Below are 20,066 nucleotides of genomic sequence, written 5' to 3' on the forward strand. Positions count from 1 at the left end.
ACCCCGCCCTCCTGCACGCCGCGCTCACCAGCACCGGCGTCGGCGTCTACCTCACCGACCTCGACGGCCGCCTCACCTGGATCAACCCCCAGGCCGCCGCACTGCTCCGCCAGGACCCGGCCGGCCTGCTCGGCGCCGACGCGCACGAACGCCTGCACCGCAGGCTCGACGGCACCGTGCCGCCCCGCGACACCTGCGAGCTCGTCCAGACCCTGCGTCAGGGCCGCAGCATGCGCAGCGAGCTGGCCACCTTCGCCACCGGCGACGGCAACCTGCTCCCCGTCATCTGGCGCGCCTCACCGATCCGCGGGGAAGGCCGGCTCATCGGCGTGGTCGTCGTCTTCGTCGACATCGCCGAGCAGCTCAAGGCCGCCGGACGCCAGGCCGACCGGCTGGCCCGATCCCAGCGGCTCACCGAGCACCTCAGGCTCCTCACCGAGACCAGCACCGTGCTGAGCAGGACCCTCGACGTGCGCGAGGCCATGACCCGGCTCGGCCACCTGCTCGTGCCCCGTCTGGCCGACTGGGCCGTCGTCGACCTGCACCTCGGGCCGCGCGAGCTGCACCGGCTCTCCGTCACCAGCGCCGCCGGCCACCCCGAGGACCCGCCCTGGCACGAGACCCTGCCCCCGCCGCCGTCCGGGCCGTCGTCCTCGCCGCTGGTGCGCGTGCTGCGCGGCGAGCCGGCGCTGCTGCTCGGGCCCGAGCAGATCAACGCCGCGCCCGACGGGCCGCTGGCCGCCGCGCACCAGGCCCTGTTCGCCGCACTCGGCGGCGTCTCCGCCATCGTGGCGCCGCTGCGCACGCCGCGGCGCGTGCTCGGCGCGCTCACCGTCGCACGTACCGGCCCGGAGAACCCCTTCACCGGCGCCGACCTGGAGCTGATCGCCGACATCGGGCGCGACGCGGGGCTCGCCGCCGACAACGCCCGCCTCTTCCGCCAGCAGCGCGACATCGTCGAGACCATGCAACGCCACCTGCTCACTCCCCTCCCGCAGCCCGACCATCTGAGCCTGGCCGCCCGCTATCTCGCCGCGCCCGCGGGCTCCCAGGTCGGCGGCGACTGGTACGACGCCTTCCTGCTGCCCGACGAGGTCACCGCCCTGGTCATCGGCGACGTCGCCGGCCACGACCTGGAGGCGGCCGGGCAGATGGCCCAGCTGCGCAACATGCTGCGCGCCCTGGCCTGCGACCACCAGGAGCCGCCCAGCCTCATACTCGACCGGCTCAACAAGGTCATGGCCGTGGCCTCCGACGCGCCCACCGCCTCGGTCGTGCTCGCCCGCATCGAGCCGCCGGAGCCCGGCCCCGACGGGCGGCCCGGCGACCGGGTGCTGCGCTGGAGCAGCGCCGGGCACCTGCCGCCGCTGCTCGTCACCGCCGACGGCCGGGCCCGCTACCTGGAGGAGGGCCAGAGCCTGCTGCTCGGCATCCACCTCGACGACGCCACGCGCCACGACGCCGCCGTGGCCCTGCCGTCCGACAGCACGCTCCTGCTCTACACCGACGGGCTGGTCGAGGTGCCCGGCAGCGATCTCGACACCGGGCTCGACCGGCTGCGCGCGCACGCCGCGACGCTCGCCCGCCTGCCGGTGCAGGACTTCTGCGACCAGGTGCTCGCCTGCGCGCCGTCTCCGCGCACCGACGACATCGCCCTGCTGGCGTTGCGGCTGCCTGGCGCGAACGAGTGATCGTGATGCATATCCGGCCGCGTCCTGGGCAGTGGGGCAGGCAGCCATACCACGGCGGGAGATGATCATGAGCGGAGAGCCCTCGCTTCGCTTCCCCATCACCCGAGACCTTGGTCTGTTACGCGACGTACTGACCAGGCGCGCGGCCGCCGCCGGCCTGACCGGCGCCCGTCTGGACGACCTGGTGCTGGCCGTGAACGAGGCGGCCGACAACGTACTGGACCACGGCGGAGGAACGGGGACACTCGTCATCGGCAGCGACGAGCACGGCGTCTGCGTCGAAGTGATCGACCCGGCGGGCACGCTGACCGCGGCCCACCTGTTCATGCACGGGGCGTCCCCGCCCCCGGTCGCCACCCGCGGCTACGGCCTGTGGCTGATCAGGCAGTTGTGCGACGAGACCGTGCTCGACCACCCGGGCGGCTGCTCCCGGCTGCGCCTGCACATGCGTTACCGGACCGCCGGGCGCGAGCACCGCGTCAGCGGCGACCCGGCCAGCGAGCGGCCTGAGAGAGCCCCGCGTACGGTGGGAACAGGTCGACCAGCTGGGGTGACGATCAGCAGGCGCGCCAGCGGCCCGTGCACCCCGATCAGCCGCAGCCCGCCGCCGCGCGCCTCGGCCCGCCGCTGGCAGGCGATCAGCGTCCAGAGCCCGTGGGAGTCGCAGAAGCGCAGCCCGGAGGTGTCCACCACGATCCTCGGGGTGTCGCCGAGCAACCGCTCGAGGGCCCGCACCAGCGGGAGGCGGTTGCCGTGATCGAGTTCGCCGGCCAGGCGCACCACCACGAACCCGTCGTGCCGCTCGGTGATGATCGACAACCCTGTCATGGCGGCTTCTATCCGTGTCGGTTCCGGCCCCGCCGCCTCTTCGCGGGATGCCGACAGCGTCTACCCGCAGGCGGGCCTCCGCCGACATCAGGTGAGCGAGGTCTGGCCGCACGGCAAGGTTTCCCCTCGGGTTCAGAGCGGCGGCACGAAGGCGGGCGCGCGGTCCTCGACGGCCTGGGCGGCGTCGAGGATCAGCTCCTCCTCGAAGCGCCCGCCGATCAGCTGCACGCTGACCGGCAGCCCGTCGGCGAACGACGTCGGCACGGTGGCGGCGGGAAAGCCCAGCGCGGGCACCGCGGTCATCGGCCACATCGCGGCGATCAGCTCGGCCGCCCGGTCGGGGCTCGCGGTGTCGGCCTCGTGCTCGAACGGCGGCTCGGTGCTGACCGGGGTGAGCAGCAGGGTGTCGCCGCCGAGCAGCTCCTGCAGCCGAGTGATCAGGGTGCCGCGGCGCGACCAGCCCTGGATGTAGGTCTCCAGCGTGGGCCGCTCGCCCCACACCCGCGTTGCCGCCGCGAACGAGTAGGCCAGCGACGTCTTGATCGCCTCGTCGCCGATCTCCCTGGCCACCGGGAGCGTGGGACGGAAGTCCTCGAAGATCAGCAGCGACCAGATGCGCGCGGCCTCGGCGAGCAGGCGGGTCGCGGCGCCGTCGTCGTACTCGACCGCGTAGCCGGCCTGGGCCAGGTGGGCGGCGGCGGTGTCGACGGCCTGGGCGACGCCCGGGTGGCAGGCCGCCTCGCCGCGCACGACGAGCACCTTGACCGGCCCCGCGGGCGGCACCCGGTCGGGGATCGCCGGCACGCCGAAGGGGACGCGCAGGTCGGGGCTGGTCATGGCGCGCAGCGCGAGCCTGGCGCCGGCGACGTCGCGGGCCAGCGGCCCTTCGACGGCCCAGCCCTGGACGGTGGGCGGCAGGTCGAGCGGCACCTGTTCCCCGCCGACGAGCGCGTAGGCGGGCGGCGCCCAGTCCGACACGCGCCCGACGGTGGGCCTGATGCCGACGACGCCGCAGCACGCGGCCGGGTAGCGGATGGATCCGCCGATGTCGTTGCCCTGGGCGAGCGGGGTCATCCCGGCCGCCAGGCTGCTGGCCGCGCCGCCGCTGGAGCCGCCGGGGGTGCGGCCGGGGTGCCAGGGGTTGAGCGTGCGTCCGTGCAGGTCGTTGCTGGAGAACCAGCGGTAGGAGAAGGCCGGCGCGTTGCTGCGGCCGACCAGGACGGCGCCGGCCCGGCGCAGCGCGGCGACGCAGGCGGAGTCGGCGGCGGCCGGCCCGTGGGCCAGGGCGGCCAGGCCGTGGCTGGTGACGCGGCCGCGCTGGTCGGTGTTGATCTTGGTGGAGACCGGGACGCCGTGCAGCGGCCCGAGCGGCTCGCCGGCCGCGACCGCCTCGTCGGCGCGGCGGGCGTCGGCCAGCGCCTCGTCGGGGAAGACGTCGGCCAGGGCGTTGAGCCGCGGGTTGGTCTGCTCGATGCGGCTCAGGCAGGAGCGCATGACCTCGACCGCGGAGACGTCACCGGCTCGGATGGCCGCCGCCAGGCCGGTGGCCGGCCACTGCCAGAGCTCGGCCGGTTCAGTGCGCTGTTCCATGTGTCACCTCGTGGCGGGGGGATGATGAAACGACGTTATACAACGCCGTTGTGTCATCTGGCCAGCCCCTGGTCCCGCTCCAGCAGGTCGAGCACCGCCAGCGCGGCGGCCGCCCCGCGCTCGGACGGCCAGCCTTCCGCGTCCTCCAGCGTGGCCAGCCAGTAGCCGCGCAGCAGCAGGTAGAGGATGTCGGCGGTGAGCGCGGGCGCGGGCGTGCCCGCCTCGGCGACGGCGGCCGCGATCTCCTCGCGGTGGCCGCGCGAGGCCCGCTGGATGCCCTCGGCCGCGGCGCCCTTCTCGGAGCTGGCGATCTCGATCAGCAGCCGGCGCAGGATGTCGTCGTCGTCATCGGTCGTGCACATCCAGCGCACCAGCGAGCGCAGCCGCTCCTCGCCCTCCGCGCCGTCGAGGAAGTCCCGCTTGTCGTGCTCCCACTCCTCCTCGGCCCGGCGCAGCGCGTTGTACATAAGCGCGGCCCGGCTGGACACGTAGTTGGTGACCATCGCGGTGGAGCCGCCGAGCTGCTGGGCGACGGCCCGGATGGTGACCGCGCGGACGCCGCGCTGGCGGGCGACTTCGATGGTGGCCGCGGCGATCTCGTTGAGCCGCTGGACCTCGTCTACCTCGATCGGCATGTCACCAAACCTTAATGCGGGGGTGTTGACCCGATGAACACGGAGATGCAATGTTGTCATACAACAGTGTTACATAACGCTGTTTCATCTCCTTGGAGTGCGTTTTATGACACTCGCCTTCGACCGGATCACCGCCGCGCCGCAGGCCGGGGACGCCCGCCGGCACCTGGTGCGCGTACGCGACGGGGTCAGGCTGGCCACCGACGTCCACCTGCCCGCCGACGCCGCCGGCGGGTCCGTCTTCCCCGCCGTGCTGGTCCGGCTGCCCTACGACAAGAACAGCCGTTACGTCTTCTTCGAGCAGGCCGCCCCGATGTTCACCGCCCGCGGCTACGCGCTGGTGGTGCAGGACGTCCGGGGCAAGTTCCGCTCCGAGGGCCACACCGTGCCGTTTCTCACCGAGGCCGACGACGGCTACGACACCATCGACTGGATCGTCCAGCAGCCCTGGTCGGACGGCACGGCCGGGATGTTCGGCGACTCCTACTACGGCTACACGCAGTGGGCCGCCGTCGCCGCCCAGCATCCGGCGCTGCGCGCGATCGTGCCCCGCATGACGGCCACCGACCTGGCCGCCTCGCTGGAGCCGGCCGACGCCGCCGCGCCGCCGGTCAGGGCCGCGCTCTGGCTGGAGGGCGTGGAGTACTTCGCCCATCACTGGGTGGACAACGACAGCTACGTCTTCGAGCCCGACCGCGCCGTCCGCCCGGTCATCGAGCAGTACGAGCAGGCCTTCCGCGCCATCGGCAAGCGCTCGGTCTGGTTCGACGTGATCGCCCCGCACCGCGCCAGGATCAGCACTCCGCTGGGCCGTCACCCCTACGACGCCCGGCCGGTGCCGGTGCTGCACTGCGTCGGCTGGTTCGACAACCTGCGCCTGCCGCACCTGCGCGACTACCTGGCGCTGGCCGGCCGTCCCGGTTGGGACGCGGTGCAGTACCTGTGGGCCGGCGCGGTCGACCACGAGAACTACGACGTCGCCCTGGCCCCCATCGCGCCCGAGGACGACCACAACGCCGACGCCGCCGCGCTGGAGCGCATGCTGCCCGGCTACGTCGGCCCCGCGCTCGACTTCTTCGACGTCTTCCTCAAGGGCGAGCGGCCGGCCGCCGGGCTCGACAAGGTCAGGTGGGAGCTGACCCACGACGGCTGGCACACCGCGCCGGCCTGGCCGCCGCCCGGCGCCCGGGCCGCCACCCTGTTCCTGGCGGACGCGGCCGCGGCGGCGGGCCCGCTGCCCGGCGGGACGCTCGCGGAGGAACCGGGAGAGCCCGAGTCCGCCGCATGGGTGTACGACCCGGACGACCTGGTGCCGTCCGCCGTCCCCGACTCCTTCGCCTACCTGCGTACCTACCCCGACGAGTCGGGCACCGCCGGCCGCGCCGACGTGCTGGCCTTCGCCGGGCCGGCGCTGCGCGAGCCGCTGGACCTGGCCGGTCCTGTCACGCTGCGGCTGGCCGTCACCAGCACCGCGCCGGTCTTCGACGTCTTCGCCAAGGTGCTCGACCTGGCCCCGGACGGCGCCGCCCGCATGATCGTGCGCGGCGAGGCGAACGTGCGCACCGCCGACGCGCCCGAGGTCGTCGAGGTCGACCTGGGACACACCGGCTACCGGCTGCGCCCCGGCCACCGGCTCGCGCTCACCCTCGCCGGCAGCGACTACCCGCTCTACCTGCCCGCCTCCGGGACCGGGGAGAACCCCTGGACCACGGTGTCGGCCAAGCCCAGCACCCAGACCCTGCGCGTCGGCGGCCCGGCCGCGGCCGCGCTCACCCTCACCGTCCTGGACGAACCGCTTCGCTGACCCGCTGAACGTCACTCCACCCCCTGGAGCCCTCCATGCACGCTCCCCCACGAACCGTCCGGCCACGAATCCTGCGGGCCGCCGCCGTGTCCGCCGCGCTGGCGCTGTCCGCCTGCTCCGCCGGCCCCGCCGGCCCGGCCGCCGCGCCGCCGGGCGAGGTGAAGCTCACCGTCATGACGCCCGCCGCCACGAGCGAGGTCGGCACCGTGACGTGGAACCTGCCGACCGGCGAGCCGACCACGCTCGACCCGGCCAAGGCCGGCGACTACTCCCCCAGCACGGTGCAGGTGAACCTGTGCGACTCGCTGCTGCGGCTGAACGCCGACTACTCCGCCGGCCCGGGGCTGGCCACCGCCTGGCGCAGCCCCGATCCCAAGACGCTGGTGCTCGACCTGCGTAAGGACGTCACGTTCTGGAACGGCAACCCGATGACCGCCGCGGACGTGGTGGCCAGCCTGACCCGTCAGCGCGACCCGGCGGTGCAGAGCGTCAACGCGCCCGTGCTCGACAGCGTGCGCGACATCACCGCGACCGGGCCGCACCAGGTGACGGTCAGGTTCCACCGGCCGGACCGGCTGTTCACCAAGTTCCTGGTCAGCGGGTTCGGCGCGATCAGCGAGGCGGCGTACATGAAGCAGGCCGGCAGCGCGTACGGCACCGCGCGCGGCGGCCTCATGTGCACCGGCCCCTTCAAGCTGTCGAGCTGGAAGCCGGGGCAGTCGATCACCGCCGTGCGCAACGACCGCTACTGGGACGCCGCGCTCCGGCCCAAGGCCGCCGCGCTCACGTTCACCTTCATCACCGACGCCAACACGCTGACCAGCGCCCTGCTGTCCGGCCAGGTGGACGGCAGCTACGAACTGCCCTCCACCGCCGCGAAGGCGCTGGCCGGTTCGGGCGCGGGCACCGTCTACCACGGGCCGTCCACGCAGACGGTGTTCATCGGCGCGACGGGCCCGGACTCGCCGCTGGCCGACCGCAGGATCGTCGACGCCCTGTCGCTGGTGCTGGACCGCCAGGCGATCGTGCGCAGCGTGTACGACGGCGCCGCCGAGCCGCTGAAGACCGTGATCCCGCCGCTGGTGTGGCAACACGGCGAGGCGTCCCAGGTGTACGCCGACGCCTACCGCGCCCTGCCCGACGTGCAGAAACCGGACCTGGCCAAGGCCAGGCAACTCGTCGAGCAGGCGAACCCGGGCCGGCGCACGATCAACGTCGCGATGGGCGCGGGCGACCAGCAGTCGCTGCAGATACTGACCCTGCTGCAGGCCGGCGCCAAGCAGATCGGCCTGGACGTGTCGATCAAGCAGCTCCAGCCCACCCAGATGTCCGGGCTGTTCTACGACCCGTCGCTGCGCCAGGGCCTGGACGCCACCATGGTGCTGGGCTACGTCCAGGTGCCCGACCCGGTCTCGTACGTGCCGCTGCTGACCACGCCCGGCTCCATGTTCAACTGGACCGGCTACCGCAACCCGAAGGTCAGCGAGCTGCTGGCGCAGGCGCAGGGCGCGTCGGACGCCGCCGACTCGGCCGCCAGGTTCGCCGCCGCGCAGGCCATCTACACCCGGGACCTGGCGCTGCTCACCGTGGCCGGTCCGTACGAGCGGGTCTTCGTGAACAAGCGGATCACCGGCGTACCGGCCTCGTTCGCCTACATCAGCATGCCGTGGGCGGCCCACCTCGGCGGGACGTCGTGATCGTGCGGTTCGTGGCCCGGCGGGCGGCGTCGCTGGCGGCCACGCTCGCGGTGGCCAGCGTCGCCATCTACGGCGCGCTCCACCTGGCCCCCGGCGACCCCGCCACGCTGCTCGTCGGCGGCGGCAAGCCGCCGAGCGCGGAGCTGCTGGCCAGGATCCATCGCGACTACCACCTGGACGAGCCGTTCCTGCAGAGCTACTGGCGCTGGCTGACCGGCATGCTGCGGGGCGACGCCGGTCAGTCGCTGTCGTACCGCGACTCGGTCGCCAACCTGCTGGCCGACCGGGCCGGCAACACGGTGTTCCTGGTGGGGTACGCGGCGCTGCTCATCATCGTGCCCGGCGTCGCGCTCGGCACCGCGGCCTCGCTGGCCGGCCGGTGGGCCGACACCGCGGTCACCGTGGTGACCACCACGCTCATGGCGGTGCCGGTGTTCGTGATGGCGGTCCTGCTCACCTGGGGGCTGTCGGTGCGGCTGGGCTGGTTCCCCGCCTACGGCGCGGGCCAGGGCCTGGCCGGGCGGATCGAGCATCTGACGCTGCCCGCGCTGGCGCTGGCGGCGTCCTGGCTGGCCTACGTCACGCAGGTCACCCGCTCGGCGGTGCGGGCCGAGCTGCGCGCCGAGCACGTGGAGACGGCGCGGGCGCGCGGCGTGCCCGAGCGGGTGGTGCTGCGCAAGCACGTGCTGCGCAACGCGGCCGCGCCGATCTTCTCCGTCTCCGGGGTCGCGGTGGCCGCGCTCATCGCCGGCTCGTCGGTGGTGGAGCAGGCGTTCGGCATCAACGGACTCGGCGCGCTGCTGGTGCAGAGCGCGGCCAAGCAGGACCTGGCCGTGGTGCAGGCGGTGGCGTTGCTCACCGTGACGGCGTTCGTCGTCATCAACACGCTGGTCGACCTGGTCGCCACCGCGCTGGACCACCGGGTGCCGCTGGGGGCGGCCAGATGAGCGATCCGATGAGCGGGCACGCGGTTGCCGCACCGGTCCGTGGCCTGGCGCCCGGTGGGGGCACGCCGGTCGCGGCCGGGGCGGTGGTCGCGCTGATAGTGCTGGCCGCCGCGGCCGCGCCGCTGATCGCGCCGTACGACCCGGAGGCGGTCGATCCGCTGGCGGTCTACCAGGGCTCGTCGGCGGCGCACTGGCTGGGCACCGACGACGTCGGCCGCGACATCCTGTCCAGGCTGCTGCACGGGGCGCGGCTCAGCCTGCTCGCGCCCGCGCTGGTCACTCTCGTCGCGGGCGTCGCCGGCACCGCGCTGGCGGTGTCGGCGGCCTGGCTCGGCGGCTGGTACGACCGGGCCATCTCCGGCCTGCTCGACGTGGTGTTCGGCTTTCCCGGGCTGGTGCTCGCGGTGGTCGGCGCGGCCATGTTCGGCCCGGGGCTGTGGGTGGCGGTGGCGACGTTGTCGATCGCGTACCTGCCGTACGTGGCCAGGGTGGTGCGGGCCGCCGCGCTGCGCGAGCTGGCGCTGCCGTACGTCGCGGCGCTGGACATGCTGGGCATGTCGGCCTGGCGCATCTGCCTGCGGCACGTGCTGCCGAACCTGGCGCCGCTCATCCTGGTGCAGGTCACCACGTCCTTCGGCTACACCATGCTGGACATCGCCGCCTTCTCCTTCATCGGGCTCGGCACCCAGCCGCCCACGCCGGAGTGGGGGCTGATGGTGGCCAACGGGTCGGCCGGGATCCTGGCCGGGCGGGTCGAGCAGTCGCTGTTCGCGGGCCTGGCGATCGCCGTCTTCGTCGTCGCCTACAACCTGCTGGGCACCGCGTTGTCCCGGCGCGTACTCGGGGAGGAACGATGACCCCGCTGCTGGAACTGCGCGGCATGCGGCTGACGCTGCCGTCCGGCGGGCGTGAGCGCGCCGTGGTGCACCGGGTGGACCTGGCCGTCCCGCCGGGCGGCGCGCTCGGCCTGGTCGGCGAGTCGGGGTCGGGCAAGTCGCTGACCGCCCGCGCGGTGCTGCGGCTGCTGCCCGGCGGCGCGCGGGTGGCCGGCGAGGTGCTGTTCGACGGCGAGCCGGTCACCGGCATGAGCCCGGCTCGGCTGCGCCGGCTGCGCACGCACGACGTCGCGATGATCTTCCAGGATCCGCGCGCGCACATCAACCCGGTCCGCACGGTCGGCGACTTCCTGACCGAGGCGCTGATCACCGCCAGGGGCGTGCGCCCGCGCGCGGCCACGGCCACCGTCACCGCGCTGCTGCGCGAGGTGGGCATCGCCGACGCGCCGCGCCGGCTGCGCCAGCGGCCGTCCGAGCTGTCCGGCGGGCTGCTGCAGCGCGTCATGATCGCCGCCGCGCTGGCGGGCGAGCCCCGGCTGCTGCTGGCCGACGAGCCGACCACCGCGCTGGACGTCACCACCCAGGCCGAGGTGATGGCCATCGTCGCCGAGGCCCGCGCGGAACGCGGCCTGGCCCTGCTGTTCATCACCCACGACCTGGCGCTGGCCGCCGCCGTCTGCGACAGGATCTGCGTCATGTACGCCGGTTCGACCGTCGAGGACCTGCCGGCCGGGCGGCTGCGCGAGCACGCCGCCCACCCGTACACGCGGGCGCTGCTGGCCTCGCGTCCCGACCTCGGCGACGCCGACCGGCCGCTGCGGGCCATCGCGGGCCGGCCGCTGTCGGGGTTCGAGGTGGCCGGCGGCTGCGCGTTCGCCCCGCGCTGCCCGGACGTCCGGGACGTGTGCCGGGCCGACCGCCCGGAACCGCGCGTGTGCGGCGAGCACGTCGCGGCCTGCCACTTCGCCGAGGAGCCCCGATGAGCCCAGGAGCAATGGAGCCCCCGATGACCGGCACCCCACTCCTCCAGGCCGACGACCTGCGCAAGACCTACGGCGGCTTCGTCGCGGTGGACGGCGTCAGCCTGACCCTGCGTGACGGCGGCTCGCTGGCCGTCGTGGGCGAGTCCGGTTCGGGCAAGACCACCACCGCCCGGATGATCGCCGGTCTGGAGCGGCCCACCTCGGGCCGCGTCTCGGTGTCCGGCGTGACCCGCGCCGAGCGGCGCGGGGACCGGCTGCGGCGGGCCGGGGAGATCCAGATGGTGTTCCAGGATCCGTACTCCTCGCTGGATCGCCGGCAGCGGGTGCGTGACGCGATCGGCGAGGTGCTGGCCCTGCACGAGCGGCTGTCCGGCACCGCGCTCCGGGCCCGCGTCGCCGAGCTGCTCGACCAGGTCGGGCTGGACGGGCGGCAGGCGGACGCGCTGCCGCGATCGCTGTCCGGCGGCCAGCGCCAGCGCGTGGCCATCGCCCGCGCGCTGGCGGTGCGGCCCCGCGTGCTCATCCTGGACGAGGCCGTGGCCGCCCTGGACGTGTCGGTCCAGGCCCAGATCCTCACGCTGCTGGCCGGAATCCGGGCCCGGTCCGGTGTGGCCTATCTGTTCATCACCCACGATCTCGGGATCGTCCGGCACGTCTGCGACGACGTCGCGGTCATGCGCGGCGGCCGGGTCGTCGAGCGCGGCCCGGTCGAACGCGTGCTGAGCGCGCCCGAGCACCCCTACACCCGCGCGCTGCTCGACAGCGTGCCCAGGCGGGGCTGGACGCCCCGCCGTGGCCTGACCTGAGAAGGAGCCCTCCGTGCCCAAGCCACCGGCATCGTTCGCGCCGGAACTGACCTTCGCCTTCGAGATCCGCGCCGAGCTGTCGCCGACCAGGCACGTCGGCCACGGCGACGGCGAACTGCTGGAGTTCACCCCGATCGTGGGCGGCACCGTGACGGGGCCGCGGCTGACCGGGACGGTGCTGCCCGGCGGCGGCGACTGGTCGAGCACCCGCGGCCGGGTCTGCCAGCTCGACGCCCGCTACCTGTTGCAGGCCGACGACGGCGCGATCATCGACATCGTCAACCGCGGCTACTACCGCGAGCGGGCCGGCAGCCCCGACCAGCACGACGCGGGCCTGCGCGTCTCGGCGGCCGGGGTGTACTACCGCACCTCGCCGGTCTTCCGCACCGACGCCCCGGCGCACCGGTGGCTGGCCGAGACCGTGTTCGTCGGCCTGGCCCGAGGGGAGGAGGACGTCGTGGCCATCCGCATGTACGCGCTCTCCTGAGCGTCAGGGCAGCTCGTCCAGGACGGCGGCGGCCAGCGCCGCGGCCGGCCGCTCGTAGGCCCGGGCCAGCTCGCGGAACACCTGCTCGGCCCGGATGGCCGGCCAGCCGGGCGGCAGGTGCTCGGCGGGCAGGTGCGGGTCCTGGCGGACGAGCTGCAGCCAGTCGGTGTGCAGCAGGAGCTGGCGCGCCAGGTCGTCGGGCAGCGCGGGCATCGGCCGCGTGGTGTCCCAGCGGTCGAGGAAGGCCAGGTAGCGGGCGGCGATCTGGTCGATGTCGAACGCCTTGCGCACCAGGTCGGCCGACTCAGTGGGGGCGAGCGCGCGGGCGGCCAGCACGGTGACGTGGTCGCGCAGGCCGAGCGCGGCGACGATGCCGCCGACGTCTCTCGTGCCCGGGGCGATCCACATGCCGCTCTGCACCGGGCCGAACCCTGCCCAGGCGAGCTGGGAGCGCAGGTCGTGGCGGGTGCTGCGGCGGCTGTCGGGCAGGGAGAAGCCGACCAGGGTCCAGGTGCCGTCCCAGTCGCGGTTGACCGCGCCGGTCTCCCAGACGCGCCTGCGCCCGTCGTCGAGGACGGCCGTGGCGTGCTCGGTCAGCCCGAAGTACATCTTGCGGCCCTGGCGCCGTCTGGCCAGCAGGCCCCGCTTGACCATGCGGGTGAGCGTGGAGCGCACCGCCTCCTCCGACAGGCCCAGGCGGGCGAAGACGTCGATGACGCTGCCCGAGTAGACGGCGGCGCCGTCGCGGCCCAGCAGGTAGATGCCGAGAAAGCTGAACATGAGGGACTGCGGGCGCACGCCCGCGCCCTGGGCCTGCTCGATCTCGTCGCTGAGCGTCACGAGACGAGGGTAGAGGATTCCGATGTTCGGCAAAACATTGACGGAGGTCGAAAAAGTGCCTAAGTTCCGCTTCATGGACTTGTCAGGGAAAGTGAGCCTGGTCACCGGCGCCGGCCGGGGCCTGGGCCGGGCGTACGCGCTGGCCCTGGCCGCGGCGGGGTCGTCCGTCGTGGTCAACGACGTGGACGCGGCAGCGGCCGGCGAGACGGCGGCGGCCATCGCCGCGGCGGGCGGCCGGGCGGTCGCCGCCCCGGGCGCCGTCGGCGGGAGCGAGGTGGCCGAGCGGCTGGCCGGCACCGCCGTCGAGACGTTCGGCCGGCTCGACGTGCTGGTCACCAACGCCGGCGTGCTGCGCGACCGGGTGCTGTGGAAGATGACCGACGACGACTTCGACACGGTCGTGGACGTGCACCTGCGCGGCACGTTCACCTGCGCCAGGGCCGCCGCCCGGCGGATGCGCGAGCAGGGCACGGGCGGCCGGCTCATCCTCATCTCCTCCCCTGCCGGCCAGCGCGGCAACTTCGGCCAGACGAACTACGCCGCCGCCAAGGCCGGCATCGTGGCGATGGCCAGGACGTGGGCGCTGGAGCTGGCCAGGTCGGGCATCACGGTCAACGCCGTCGTGCCGGTGGCCGCCACCGAGATGACCAGGACGATCCCGGCCTTCGCCCCGATCCTCGACGAGGCCGAGCGCACCGGCGGCCCGCTGCCCGGCTGGCTGCGCGAGCAGGAGGGCATGGGCACGGTCGAGGACGTGGCCGGCCTGATCGTCTTCCTCGCCTCCGACGCCGCCGCCGAGGTGAGCGGGCAGGCCGTCGGCATCGGCGGCGACCGGCTGGCGCTGTGGTCGCACCCGGCGGAGAAGGCCGTGGCGCTGGCCGGCGGCGGCTGGAGCGCCGAGGCCATCGCCGCCTCCTGGGACACCGGCGTCGGCGCCGCGCCCGAGACGTACGGCATCCCCGCGCCGAAGGCGCCCGCGTCGTGAACGTCGCCGAGCTGACCGCCATCGACGTGCACACGCACGCCGAGATCTCCAGGGACGGCCACGGCTCGCTCAGCCCCGAGCTGTTCGGCGCGTCCGCCGACTACTTCAAGGCGCACGGACACCGGCAGCCCACGATCGCCGAGACGGCCGCGTACTACCGCGAGCGCGCGATGGCCGCCGTGGTGTTCACCGTGGACGCCGAGCACGCCACCGGCCACCCGCGCATCTCCAACGAGGAGGTGGCCGAGAGCTGCGCCGAGCACGCCGACGTGCTCATCCCGTTCGCGAGCGTCGACCCGTGGAAGGGCCGCGCCGGGGTGCGCGAGGCCCGCCGCCTGGTCGAGCGGTACGGCGTGCGCGGCTTCAAGTTCCACCCGAGCATCCAGGGCTTCTCCCCCGACGACCGGATGGCCTACCCGCTGTACGAGGCGATCCAGGAGCTGGGCGCGATCGCGCTGTTCCACACCGGCCAGACCGGCATCGGCGCGGGCGTGCCCGGCGGCGGCGGGATCAGGCTGAAGCACTCCAACCCGATGCTGGTCGACGACGTCGCCGTGGACTTCCCCGAACTGCGCATCGTGCTGGCGCACCCGTCGTTCCCGTGGCAGGACGAGGCGCTGGCGGTGGCCACGCACAAGCCGCGGGTGTACATCGACCTGTCCGGCTGGTCGCCGAAGTACTTCCCGCCGCAGCTCGTCAGGTACGCCAACACGCTGCTGCGCGACAAGGTGCTGTTCGGCTCCGACTACCCGGTGATCACCCCCGACCGCTGGCTGGCCGACTTCGCCGCGCTCGACATCAAGCCCGAGGTCCGCCCCAAGATCCTCAAGGACAACGCCGCCCGCCTGCTCGGGCTCACCCCCAAGGAGACGTCGTCATGACCATCACCGCTAACGGCCTGGCCGAGCTCAAGGCGCTGGCCGGCCGCGACCTCGGCCACAGCGCCTGGCTGGAGATCGGCCAGGACCGGGTGAACGCCTTCGCCGACACCACCGGCGACCACCAGTGGATCCACACCGACCCGGACCGGGCGGCCGGCGGGCCGTTCGGCGGCACGATCGCGCACGGCTACCTCACGCTGGCGCTGGTCATCCCGCTGTTCGGCGAGCTGCTCGACGTCCGGGGGGTGAGCATGAGCGTCAACTACGGCCTGGACAAGCTGCGCTTCCCCAGCCCGGTCAAGGTCGGCGGCAGGATCCGCCTGACGGGCACGGTCGTGTCGGTGGAGGAGGTGGCGGGTAACGGCGTGCAGATGCTGATCGACTTCATCGTCGAGGCGGACGGCTCGGCCAAACCGGCCTGCGTCGCCCGGGCCGTCTACCGGCACTACGCCTGACGACCCACCGGCACCACGCCTGACGACCACGCGGAGGAGATCATGCAAAACGCCGGACTGGGCGGCTGGCCCGCGCGCCGGGCCCAGATGACGCCGGAGCGCGTCGCGTTCGTCCACCGGGACCGGAGCCTGACCTACGCGCAGGTGCACGAGCGCGCGAACCGGCTGGCGGCGCGGCTGCGCGCGGCCGGGATCGGGCCCGGCGACCGGGTCGCCTACCTCGGCCCCAACCATCCGGCCTTCGCCGAGACCATGTTCGCCACGCACGTGCTCGGCGCGATCTTCGTGCCGCTGAACGCCCGGCTGACCGAGCCGGAACTGGCCTACCTGCTGGCGCACTCCGGGGCGGCGGCCCTGGTCTACGCGCCCGAGTGCGCCGCGCGGGTCCCCGACACCTCGGGGCTGCGCGTGGTCGCCGCGCTGGCCGCGCCCGCGCCGGGCGAGCAGGAGTACGAGACGTGGCTGGCGGGCGGCGACCCGGCGCCGATCGACGTGCCGGTGACGCTCGAGGACGTGGCGCTGATCCTCTACACCTCGGGCACCACGGGACGGCCCAAGGGTGCCACGCTCACGCACGGCAACCTGGTGTGGAACACCTACAACCTGCTGGTCGGCGTGGACGTGGCGAGCGACGAGGTGACGCTGATCAGCGCGCCGCTCTTCCACGTCGCGGCGCTGAACCAGACGCTGCTGCCGACGTTCATCAAGGGCGGCCGCTCGGTGATCATGCCGTCCTGGGACGTGGACGCCTGCTACGACCTCATCGAGGAGCACCGGGTCACCTGGATGTTCGCGGTGGCCACGATGTTCGCCGCGTTCGCCGCCTCGCCGCGCTGGGCCACGGCCGACCTGTCGTCGCTGCGCGTCCTCATGAGCGGCGGCGCCGCCGTGCCCGCCGCGCTGATCCGCGCCTACCAGGAGCGCGGCCTGGTGTTCTGCCAGGGCTACGGGATGACCGAGACCGCGCCCGGCGCGACGTTCCTGGAGGCCGGGCAGAGCGCGCGCAAGGTGGGGTCGGCCGGTGTCCCGGTGTTCTTCGCCGGGGTGCGGGTGGTGCGTCCCGATCTCACCGACGCCGCGCCGGGCGAGCCGGGCGAGGTGCTGGTCAAGGGGCCGAACGTGACGCCGGGCTACTGGCGCGACCCGGCGGCCACGGCCGCGGCGTTCGCGGCGGGCGGCTGGTTCCGCTCCGGCGACGTGGCCGTCCGCGACGAGGAGGGGCACCTGCACATCGTGGACCGGATCAAGGACATGTACATCTCCGGCGGCGAGAACGTCTATCCGGCCGAGGTCGAGGGCGTGCTGTTCGAGCACCCCGCGGTGGCCGAGGCCGCCGTGATCGGGGTGCCCGACGAGACGTGGGGCGAGGTCGGCCGCGCGTTCGTGGTGCCGCGTCCCGGTCATCAGGTCAGCGGCGACGAGCTGCGCGACTTCCTGCTCGCCCGGCTGGCCAAGTACAAGGTGCCGCGCACGTTCGAGCTGGTGTCCGGCCTGCCGAAGACCGGGTCGGGCAAGGTGCGCAAACCCGCCCTGCGCGACCGTCAGGCCCCGGACGCTCGCGGCTGATCCCGGGCGGGCCCACGGCACGCTACGGTGTGGGGCACGGACGTATGGGGGGAGGGACGAGTGCGCACCAGGCTGCCTGCCGCGCTGATTCTGCTGCTGTCCTGGTTCCTGCCCACCCACGCCCAGGCGCAGGCCCTCACGCACGCCTACGCCCAGGCCGCCCGGCAGCAGGCCGCCGGCCAGCTCGCCGACCGCACCACCCGCCGCCAGCTCGCCGATCAGCGGGGCGCTGCTGAGCGGGTCGCGCTCCGGCACGGCGCCTCGCGGCATGCGCCGGAGCGGTCCGGGCTGCGGCAGGAGCCGTTCCACGACACCTCCATCCAGGTCAGGCACGGCGCGGCCGGGGCCGTCTGGCAGGGCGGGGCGGCGCTGGCGCCGTCCGGGCCGCCGGCGCCGCGGCTCACCCTGGCCTCGGGTGCCGTCACCACAGGTGGAGCCGCGCTCGCGGCCCGCCGGGCGGGCGCGGCCCCGGCCCGCGCGCCGCCCTTCACCAGGTTCTGAGATCCGTCTTTTTCCTGATTTCTGAGCCTGTGGAGGCTTCATGTTCCGTGCGCCATTTTGGCGTGCGGTGACGGCGTTCGCCGTCATCGCGATCTCCGCGATCCTGGCCCTGGTCACCGCGCCACGGCTGGGCCTGGACCTGCGCGGCGGCACGCATATGGTCTTCGAGTCGAAGGACTCGGCCACCGTCAAGGCCGACGCCACCGCCACCGACCGTGCGCTCGACGTGCTCCGCCAGCGGGCGGACGCGCTCGGCGTGGTCGATCCCACCCTGATCCGCTCGGGCGAGAAGCGGATCATCGTCGAGCTGCCCGGCGTGCTCGACCCGCGCAAGGCGGCCGAGGTCATCGGACGTACCGCGCAACTGGCGTTCCACCCGGTGCTCGGCCCGGGCACCGAGGGCGACCCGGCGTCGCTGCGCGAGCAGAACGGCGAGCTGCTCAAGCTCGGCCCGGCCGCCATCACCGGCGACGGCGTCAGCGACGCGGCCGAGCGCAGTGACCCGCAGCGCGGCCCCGGCTGGTGGGTGAGCCTCGAGTTCCGCGACGCCGCCGCCTGGCAGCGGCTGACCGGCGCGGCGGCCTGCGAGCCCGCGGGCGATCCGAAGCGGCGGATCGCGATCGTGCTCGACCAGGAGATCATCTCCTCGCCGCCGCTCGACCCGTCGATCCCCTGCCGCGGCGGCATTCCCGGCGGCAGCGCCGACATCACCGGGTCGTTCAGCTATGAGGAGGCGCGTGACCTGGCCGTGCTGATCAAGGGCGGCGCGCTGCCCGTCCCGCTGGAGCTGGTCGAGCAGCGGACGGTCGGCCCGACGCTGGGCGCGTCGGCCATCGACGCCAGCGCCAAGGCGGCGATCGCCGGTCTGGCGCTGACGGCGGCGTTCATCGTGGCCGTCTACCGGCTGGCCGGCCTGCTGTCGGTGATCGCGCTGCTGTGCTACGGCCTGATCTCCTACGCCGCGCTGGTGGCGATGGGCGCGACGTTCACGCTGCCGGGACTGGCCGGGTTCGTGCTGGCGATCGGCATGGCCATCGACGCCAACGTGCTGGTCTTCGAACGGGCCAGAGAGGAGTACGGCCAGGCGCCCGAGCGCGGGCTGAAGGCGGCGCTGGCCCGCGGCTTCTCCAACGCGTGGAGCGCGATCGCCGACTCCAACATCACCACGCTGATCGCGGCCGGGCTGCTGTTCTGGCTGGCCTCGGGCCCGGTCAAGGGGTTCGGCGTGACGCTGGGCGTCGGCGTGCTGGCCTCCCTGATCTCGGCCATGCTCATCACGCGCGTGCTGACCCAGGCGATGATCGGCAGGGTCGGGCCACGGGTGTCGGGCTTCGGCTCGCCAGGCGCGGTCAGGACCTGGCTGACCGGCCGCGACCCGCAGCTCATGCGGGCGGGCAGGCTCTGGCTGGGCGTGGCGGTCGCGCTGGTGGCGGTGGCCGCCGCCGGGCTGTTCGCGCGCGGGCTGAACGTGGGCGTGGAGTTCACCGGCGGCCGCGTGGTCGAGTTCGGCGTGTCCAAGCCGGTCAGCGCGGACGTGGCCGGGCAGGCCGTGACGCGGGCCGGGCTCCCGTCGGCGGTGGTGCAGGCCGGCGGCGACTCGGTCTCCGTCCGGGCCGCCGGGCTCGGCCTGGAGCAGGTCGCCAAGATCGAGCAGGAGCTGGAGCGCGAGGCCGGCGAGGTGACCAAGCGGCGCGAGGACTTCATCGGCCCGAGCCTGGGCGAGGAACTGCGGCGCAACGCGCTCATCGCGCTCGGCGTGGCCGTGGCCCTGCAGCTGGTGTATCTGGCGGCCAGGTTCAGGTGGACGTTCGGCGCGGCGGCCGTGCTGGCCCTGCTGGTGGACGTCACGCTGGTGCTCGGGCTGTTCGCGTGGCTGGGCAAGTCGGTGGACGGCGTGTTCCTGGCCGCGATGCTGACCATCGTCGGCTACTCGGTCAACGACAAGGTGGTGGTCTTCGACCGGGTCAGGGAGCTGTGGGCGGCGAGCAGGACGGGCTCACTGGCCGCCGCGGTGAACGGCGCGATCCTGCAGACGCTGCCACGCACCGTGAACACCGGGCTGGGCGCGTTGTTCATCCTGCTCGCGCTCACCGTCTTCGGCGGCGACTCGCTGCGGGACTTCGCCGTGGCGCTGGTGGCCGGCATCGTGCTGGGCACGCTGTCGTCCGGGTTCGTGGCCGGGCCCGCGGCGATCTTGTTGTCCAGGTTCGACCGGCAGCCGCCGCCGCAGCCAGCGCAGCCCCGCGTCAAGCGGCGCAGGGAGGGATCGGGGGCCGTGGTGTGACCCTCACGTCCGGGTAGCCCCAGGCCAAGATTTTTTTGCGCGGGTTATTTCGGATAGTTTGTCCGCTTCTGCGGGGTAGTGTCCTTATCGAGGGCAAGAAGTCGAATCTATTGGGGAGGCAGAAATGACTCTCGCAAACGGCTATCAGAGCTCTTGGAGGTGCCGCCGACGCCGCAGGTGGTGTGGATGCCGCCGTCGTAGGCGGTGGTGGTGGTAGAGAAAACCGGGGAGAGCCGGCGGGTCAACCGCC

18 protein-coding genes and 1 pseudogene are annotated in these 20,066 nt (G+C 73.7%); 15 read left to right on the top strand and 4 right to left on the bottom strand.

Going from position 1 to position 20,066, the window contains the following annotated elements; genetic code table 11:
• Both HII36_RS36880 and HII36_RS59330 read left to right on the top strand, forming a co-directional pair.
• Window positions 1-1,691 (top strand): SpoIIE family protein phosphatase (locus HII36_RS36880; protein WP_173527958.1); only part of this gene is annotated, 1,691 nt, incomplete at its 5' end.
• Between the two features lie 67 nt (window positions 1,692-1,758).
• A pseudogene (locus HII36_RS59330) lies at window positions 1,759-2,121 on the top strand (ATP-binding protein); the annotation flags it as partial.
• A gap of 20 nt (window positions 2,122-2,141) precedes the next feature.
• Here the strand turns inward: HII36_RS59330 and HII36_RS59335 are convergent.
• From HII36_RS59335 to HII36_RS36900, 3 genes are all read right to left on the bottom strand, one after another.
• Window positions 2,142-2,519, bottom strand: coding sequence for an STAS domain-containing protein (locus tag HII36_RS59335; RefSeq protein ID WP_173527981.1), 378 nt, complete (start codon window positions 2,517-2,519; stop codon window positions 2,142-2,144).
• 132 nt (window positions 2,520-2,651) lie between these two features.
• Window positions 2,652-4,109, bottom strand: coding sequence for an amidase (locus HII36_RS36895; RefSeq protein WP_173527959.1), 1,458 nt, complete (start codon window positions 4,107-4,109; stop codon window positions 2,652-2,654).
• Window positions 4,110-4,162: 53 nt separating this feature from the next.
• The gene (locus HII36_RS36900; protein WP_173527960.1) at window positions 4,163-4,744 is read right to left on the bottom strand and encodes a TetR/AcrR family transcriptional regulator; all 582 of its coding nucleotides are present in this window, start codon (window positions 4,742-4,744) and stop codon (window positions 4,163-4,165) included.
• 106 nt (window positions 4,745-4,850) lie between these two features.
• On the opposite strand from HII36_RS36900, the gene HII36_RS36905 reads away from it, so the two are divergent.
• From HII36_RS36905 to HII36_RS36935, 7 genes are read left to right on the top strand one after another with little or no spacing between them, the layout of a single operon-like run.
• Window positions 4,851-6,548, top strand: coding sequence for a CocE/NonD family hydrolase (locus HII36_RS36905; RefSeq protein WP_173527961.1), 1,698 nt, complete (start codon window positions 4,851-4,853; stop codon window positions 6,546-6,548).
• A 35-nt stretch (window positions 6,549-6,583) separates the two neighbouring features.
• Window positions 6,584-8,245, top strand: a complete 1,662-nt coding sequence (locus HII36_RS36910; RefSeq protein ID WP_173527962.1) for an ABC transporter substrate-binding protein — start codon at window positions 6,584-6,586, stop codon at window positions 8,243-8,245.
• Window positions 8,215-9,192, top strand: coding sequence for an ABC transporter permease (locus HII36_RS36915; RefSeq protein WP_217370434.1), 978 nt, complete (start codon window positions 8,215-8,217; stop codon window positions 9,190-9,192). Before HII36_RS36910 ends, HII36_RS36915 begins: the two co-directional genes overlap by 31 nt.
• Window positions 9,189-10,049 (top strand): ABC transporter permease, encoded by an 861-nt coding sequence (locus HII36_RS36920; RefSeq protein WP_217370435.1) that lies wholly within the window; start codon window positions 9,189-9,191, stop codon window positions 10,047-10,049. The genes HII36_RS36915 and HII36_RS36920 overlap by 4 nt, the downstream gene beginning before the upstream one ends.
• Window positions 10,046-11,011, top strand: coding sequence for an ABC transporter ATP-binding protein (locus HII36_RS36925; protein ID WP_173527963.1), 966 nt, complete (start codon window positions 10,046-10,048; stop codon window positions 11,009-11,011). Before HII36_RS36920 ends, HII36_RS36925 begins: the two co-directional genes overlap by 4 nt.
• 23 nt (window positions 11,012-11,034) lie before the next feature.
• Complete coding sequence (locus HII36_RS36930; protein ID WP_173527964.1) at window positions 11,035-11,817, top strand: ATP-binding cassette domain-containing protein; 783 nt, start codon at window positions 11,035-11,037, stop codon at window positions 11,815-11,817.
• Window positions 11,818-11,830: 13 nt separating this feature from the next.
• Window positions 11,831-12,304, top strand: coding sequence for a DUF3237 domain-containing protein (locus HII36_RS36935; protein WP_173527965.1), 474 nt, complete (start codon window positions 11,831-11,833; stop codon window positions 12,302-12,304).
• Window positions 12,305-12,307: 3 nt separating this feature from the next.
• Here the strand turns inward: HII36_RS36935 and HII36_RS36940 are convergent, their stop codons facing one another.
• Window positions 12,308-13,144, bottom strand: coding sequence for a PaaX family transcriptional regulator (locus HII36_RS36940; RefSeq protein WP_328808052.1), 837 nt, complete (start codon window positions 13,142-13,144; stop codon window positions 12,308-12,310).
• 73 nt (window positions 13,145-13,217) lie between these two features.
• On the opposite strand from HII36_RS36940, the gene HII36_RS36945 reads away from it, so the two are divergent.
• The 6 genes from HII36_RS36945 (at window position 13,218) to secD (ending at window position 19,816) form a co-directional block, all read left to right on the top strand.
• Window positions 13,218-14,129 (top strand): SDR family oxidoreductase, encoded by a 912-nt coding sequence (locus HII36_RS36945; protein WP_173527966.1) that lies wholly within the window; start codon window positions 13,218-13,220, stop codon window positions 14,127-14,129.
• Complete coding sequence (locus HII36_RS36950; RefSeq protein WP_173527967.1) at window positions 14,126-15,010, top strand: amidohydrolase family protein; 885 nt, start codon at window positions 14,126-14,128, stop codon at window positions 15,008-15,010. The genes HII36_RS36945 and HII36_RS36950 overlap by 4 nt, the downstream gene beginning before the upstream one ends.
• On the top strand, window positions 15,007-15,465 hold the full coding sequence (locus tag HII36_RS36955) for a MaoC family dehydratase (protein WP_173527968.1): 459 nt from the start codon (window positions 15,007-15,009) through the stop codon (window positions 15,463-15,465). The genes HII36_RS36950 and HII36_RS36955 overlap by 4 nt, the downstream gene beginning before the upstream one ends.
• 42 nt (window positions 15,466-15,507) lie before the next feature.
• Window positions 15,508-17,031 (top strand): acyl-CoA synthetase, encoded by a 1,524-nt coding sequence (locus HII36_RS36960; protein WP_173527969.1) that lies wholly within the window; start codon window positions 15,508-15,510, stop codon window positions 17,029-17,031.
• 60 nt (window positions 17,032-17,091) lie between these two features.
• On the top strand, window positions 17,092-17,532 hold the full coding sequence (locus HII36_RS36965; protein ID WP_173527970.1) for a hypothetical protein: 441 nt from the start codon (window positions 17,092-17,094) through the stop codon (window positions 17,530-17,532).
• A gap of 67 nt (window positions 17,533-17,599) precedes the next feature.
• On the top strand, window positions 17,600-19,816 hold the full coding sequence (gene secD, locus HII36_RS36970) for a protein translocase subunit SecD (RefSeq protein ID WP_328808053.1): 2,217 nt from the start codon (window positions 17,600-17,602) through the stop codon (window positions 19,814-19,816).
• Window positions 19,817-20,066: the final 250 nt, after the last annotated feature.

It is taken from the genome of Nonomuraea antri (genome assembly GCF_013283785.1).
Classification (GTDB): Bacteria; Actinomycetota; Actinomycetes; order Streptosporangiales; family Streptosporangiaceae; genus Nonomuraea; species Nonomuraea antri.

Excerpts from the sequence above, each read along its gene's own strand:
- HII36_RS36900 (WP_173527960.1), bottom strand. The coding sequence starts at position 4,744 with ATGCCGATCGAGGTAGACGAGGTCCAGCGGCTCAACGAGATCGCCGCG.
- HII36_RS36920 (WP_217370435.1), top strand. The coding sequence starts at position 9,189 with ATGAGCGATCCGATGAGCGGGCACGCGGTTGCCGCACCGGTCCGTGGC.
- HII36_RS36910 (WP_173527962.1), top strand. The coding sequence starts at position 6,584 with ATGCACGCTCCCCCACGAACCGTCCGGCCACGAATCCTGCGGGCCGCC.
- HII36_RS36895 (WP_173527959.1), bottom strand. The coding sequence starts at position 4,109 with ATGGAACAGCGCACTGAACCGGCCGAGCTCTGGCAGTGGCCGGCCACC.
- HII36_RS36945 (WP_173527966.1), top strand. The coding sequence starts at position 13,218 with ATGGACTTGTCAGGGAAAGTGAGCCTGGTCACCGGCGCCGGCCGGGGC.
- HII36_RS36960 (WP_173527969.1), top strand. The coding sequence starts at position 15,508 with ATGCAAAACGCCGGACTGGGCGGCTGGCCCGCGCGCCGGGCCCAGATG.
- HII36_RS36905 (WP_173527961.1), top strand. The coding sequence starts at position 4,851 with ATGACACTCGCCTTCGACCGGATCACCGCCGCGCCGCAGGCCGGGGAC.
- HII36_RS36930 (WP_173527964.1), top strand. The coding sequence starts at position 11,035 with ATGACCGGCACCCCACTCCTCCAGGCCGACGACCTGCGCAAGACCTAC.
- HII36_RS36955 (WP_173527968.1), top strand. The coding sequence starts at position 15,007 with ATGACCATCACCGCTAACGGCCTGGCCGAGCTCAAGGCGCTGGCCGGC.
- HII36_RS59335 (WP_173527981.1), bottom strand. The coding sequence starts at position 2,519 with ATGACAGGGTTGTCGATCATCACCGAGCGGCACGACGGGTTCGTGGTG.
- HII36_RS36925 (WP_173527963.1), top strand. The coding sequence starts at position 10,046 with ATGACCCCGCTGCTGGAACTGCGCGGCATGCGGCTGACGCTGCCGTCC.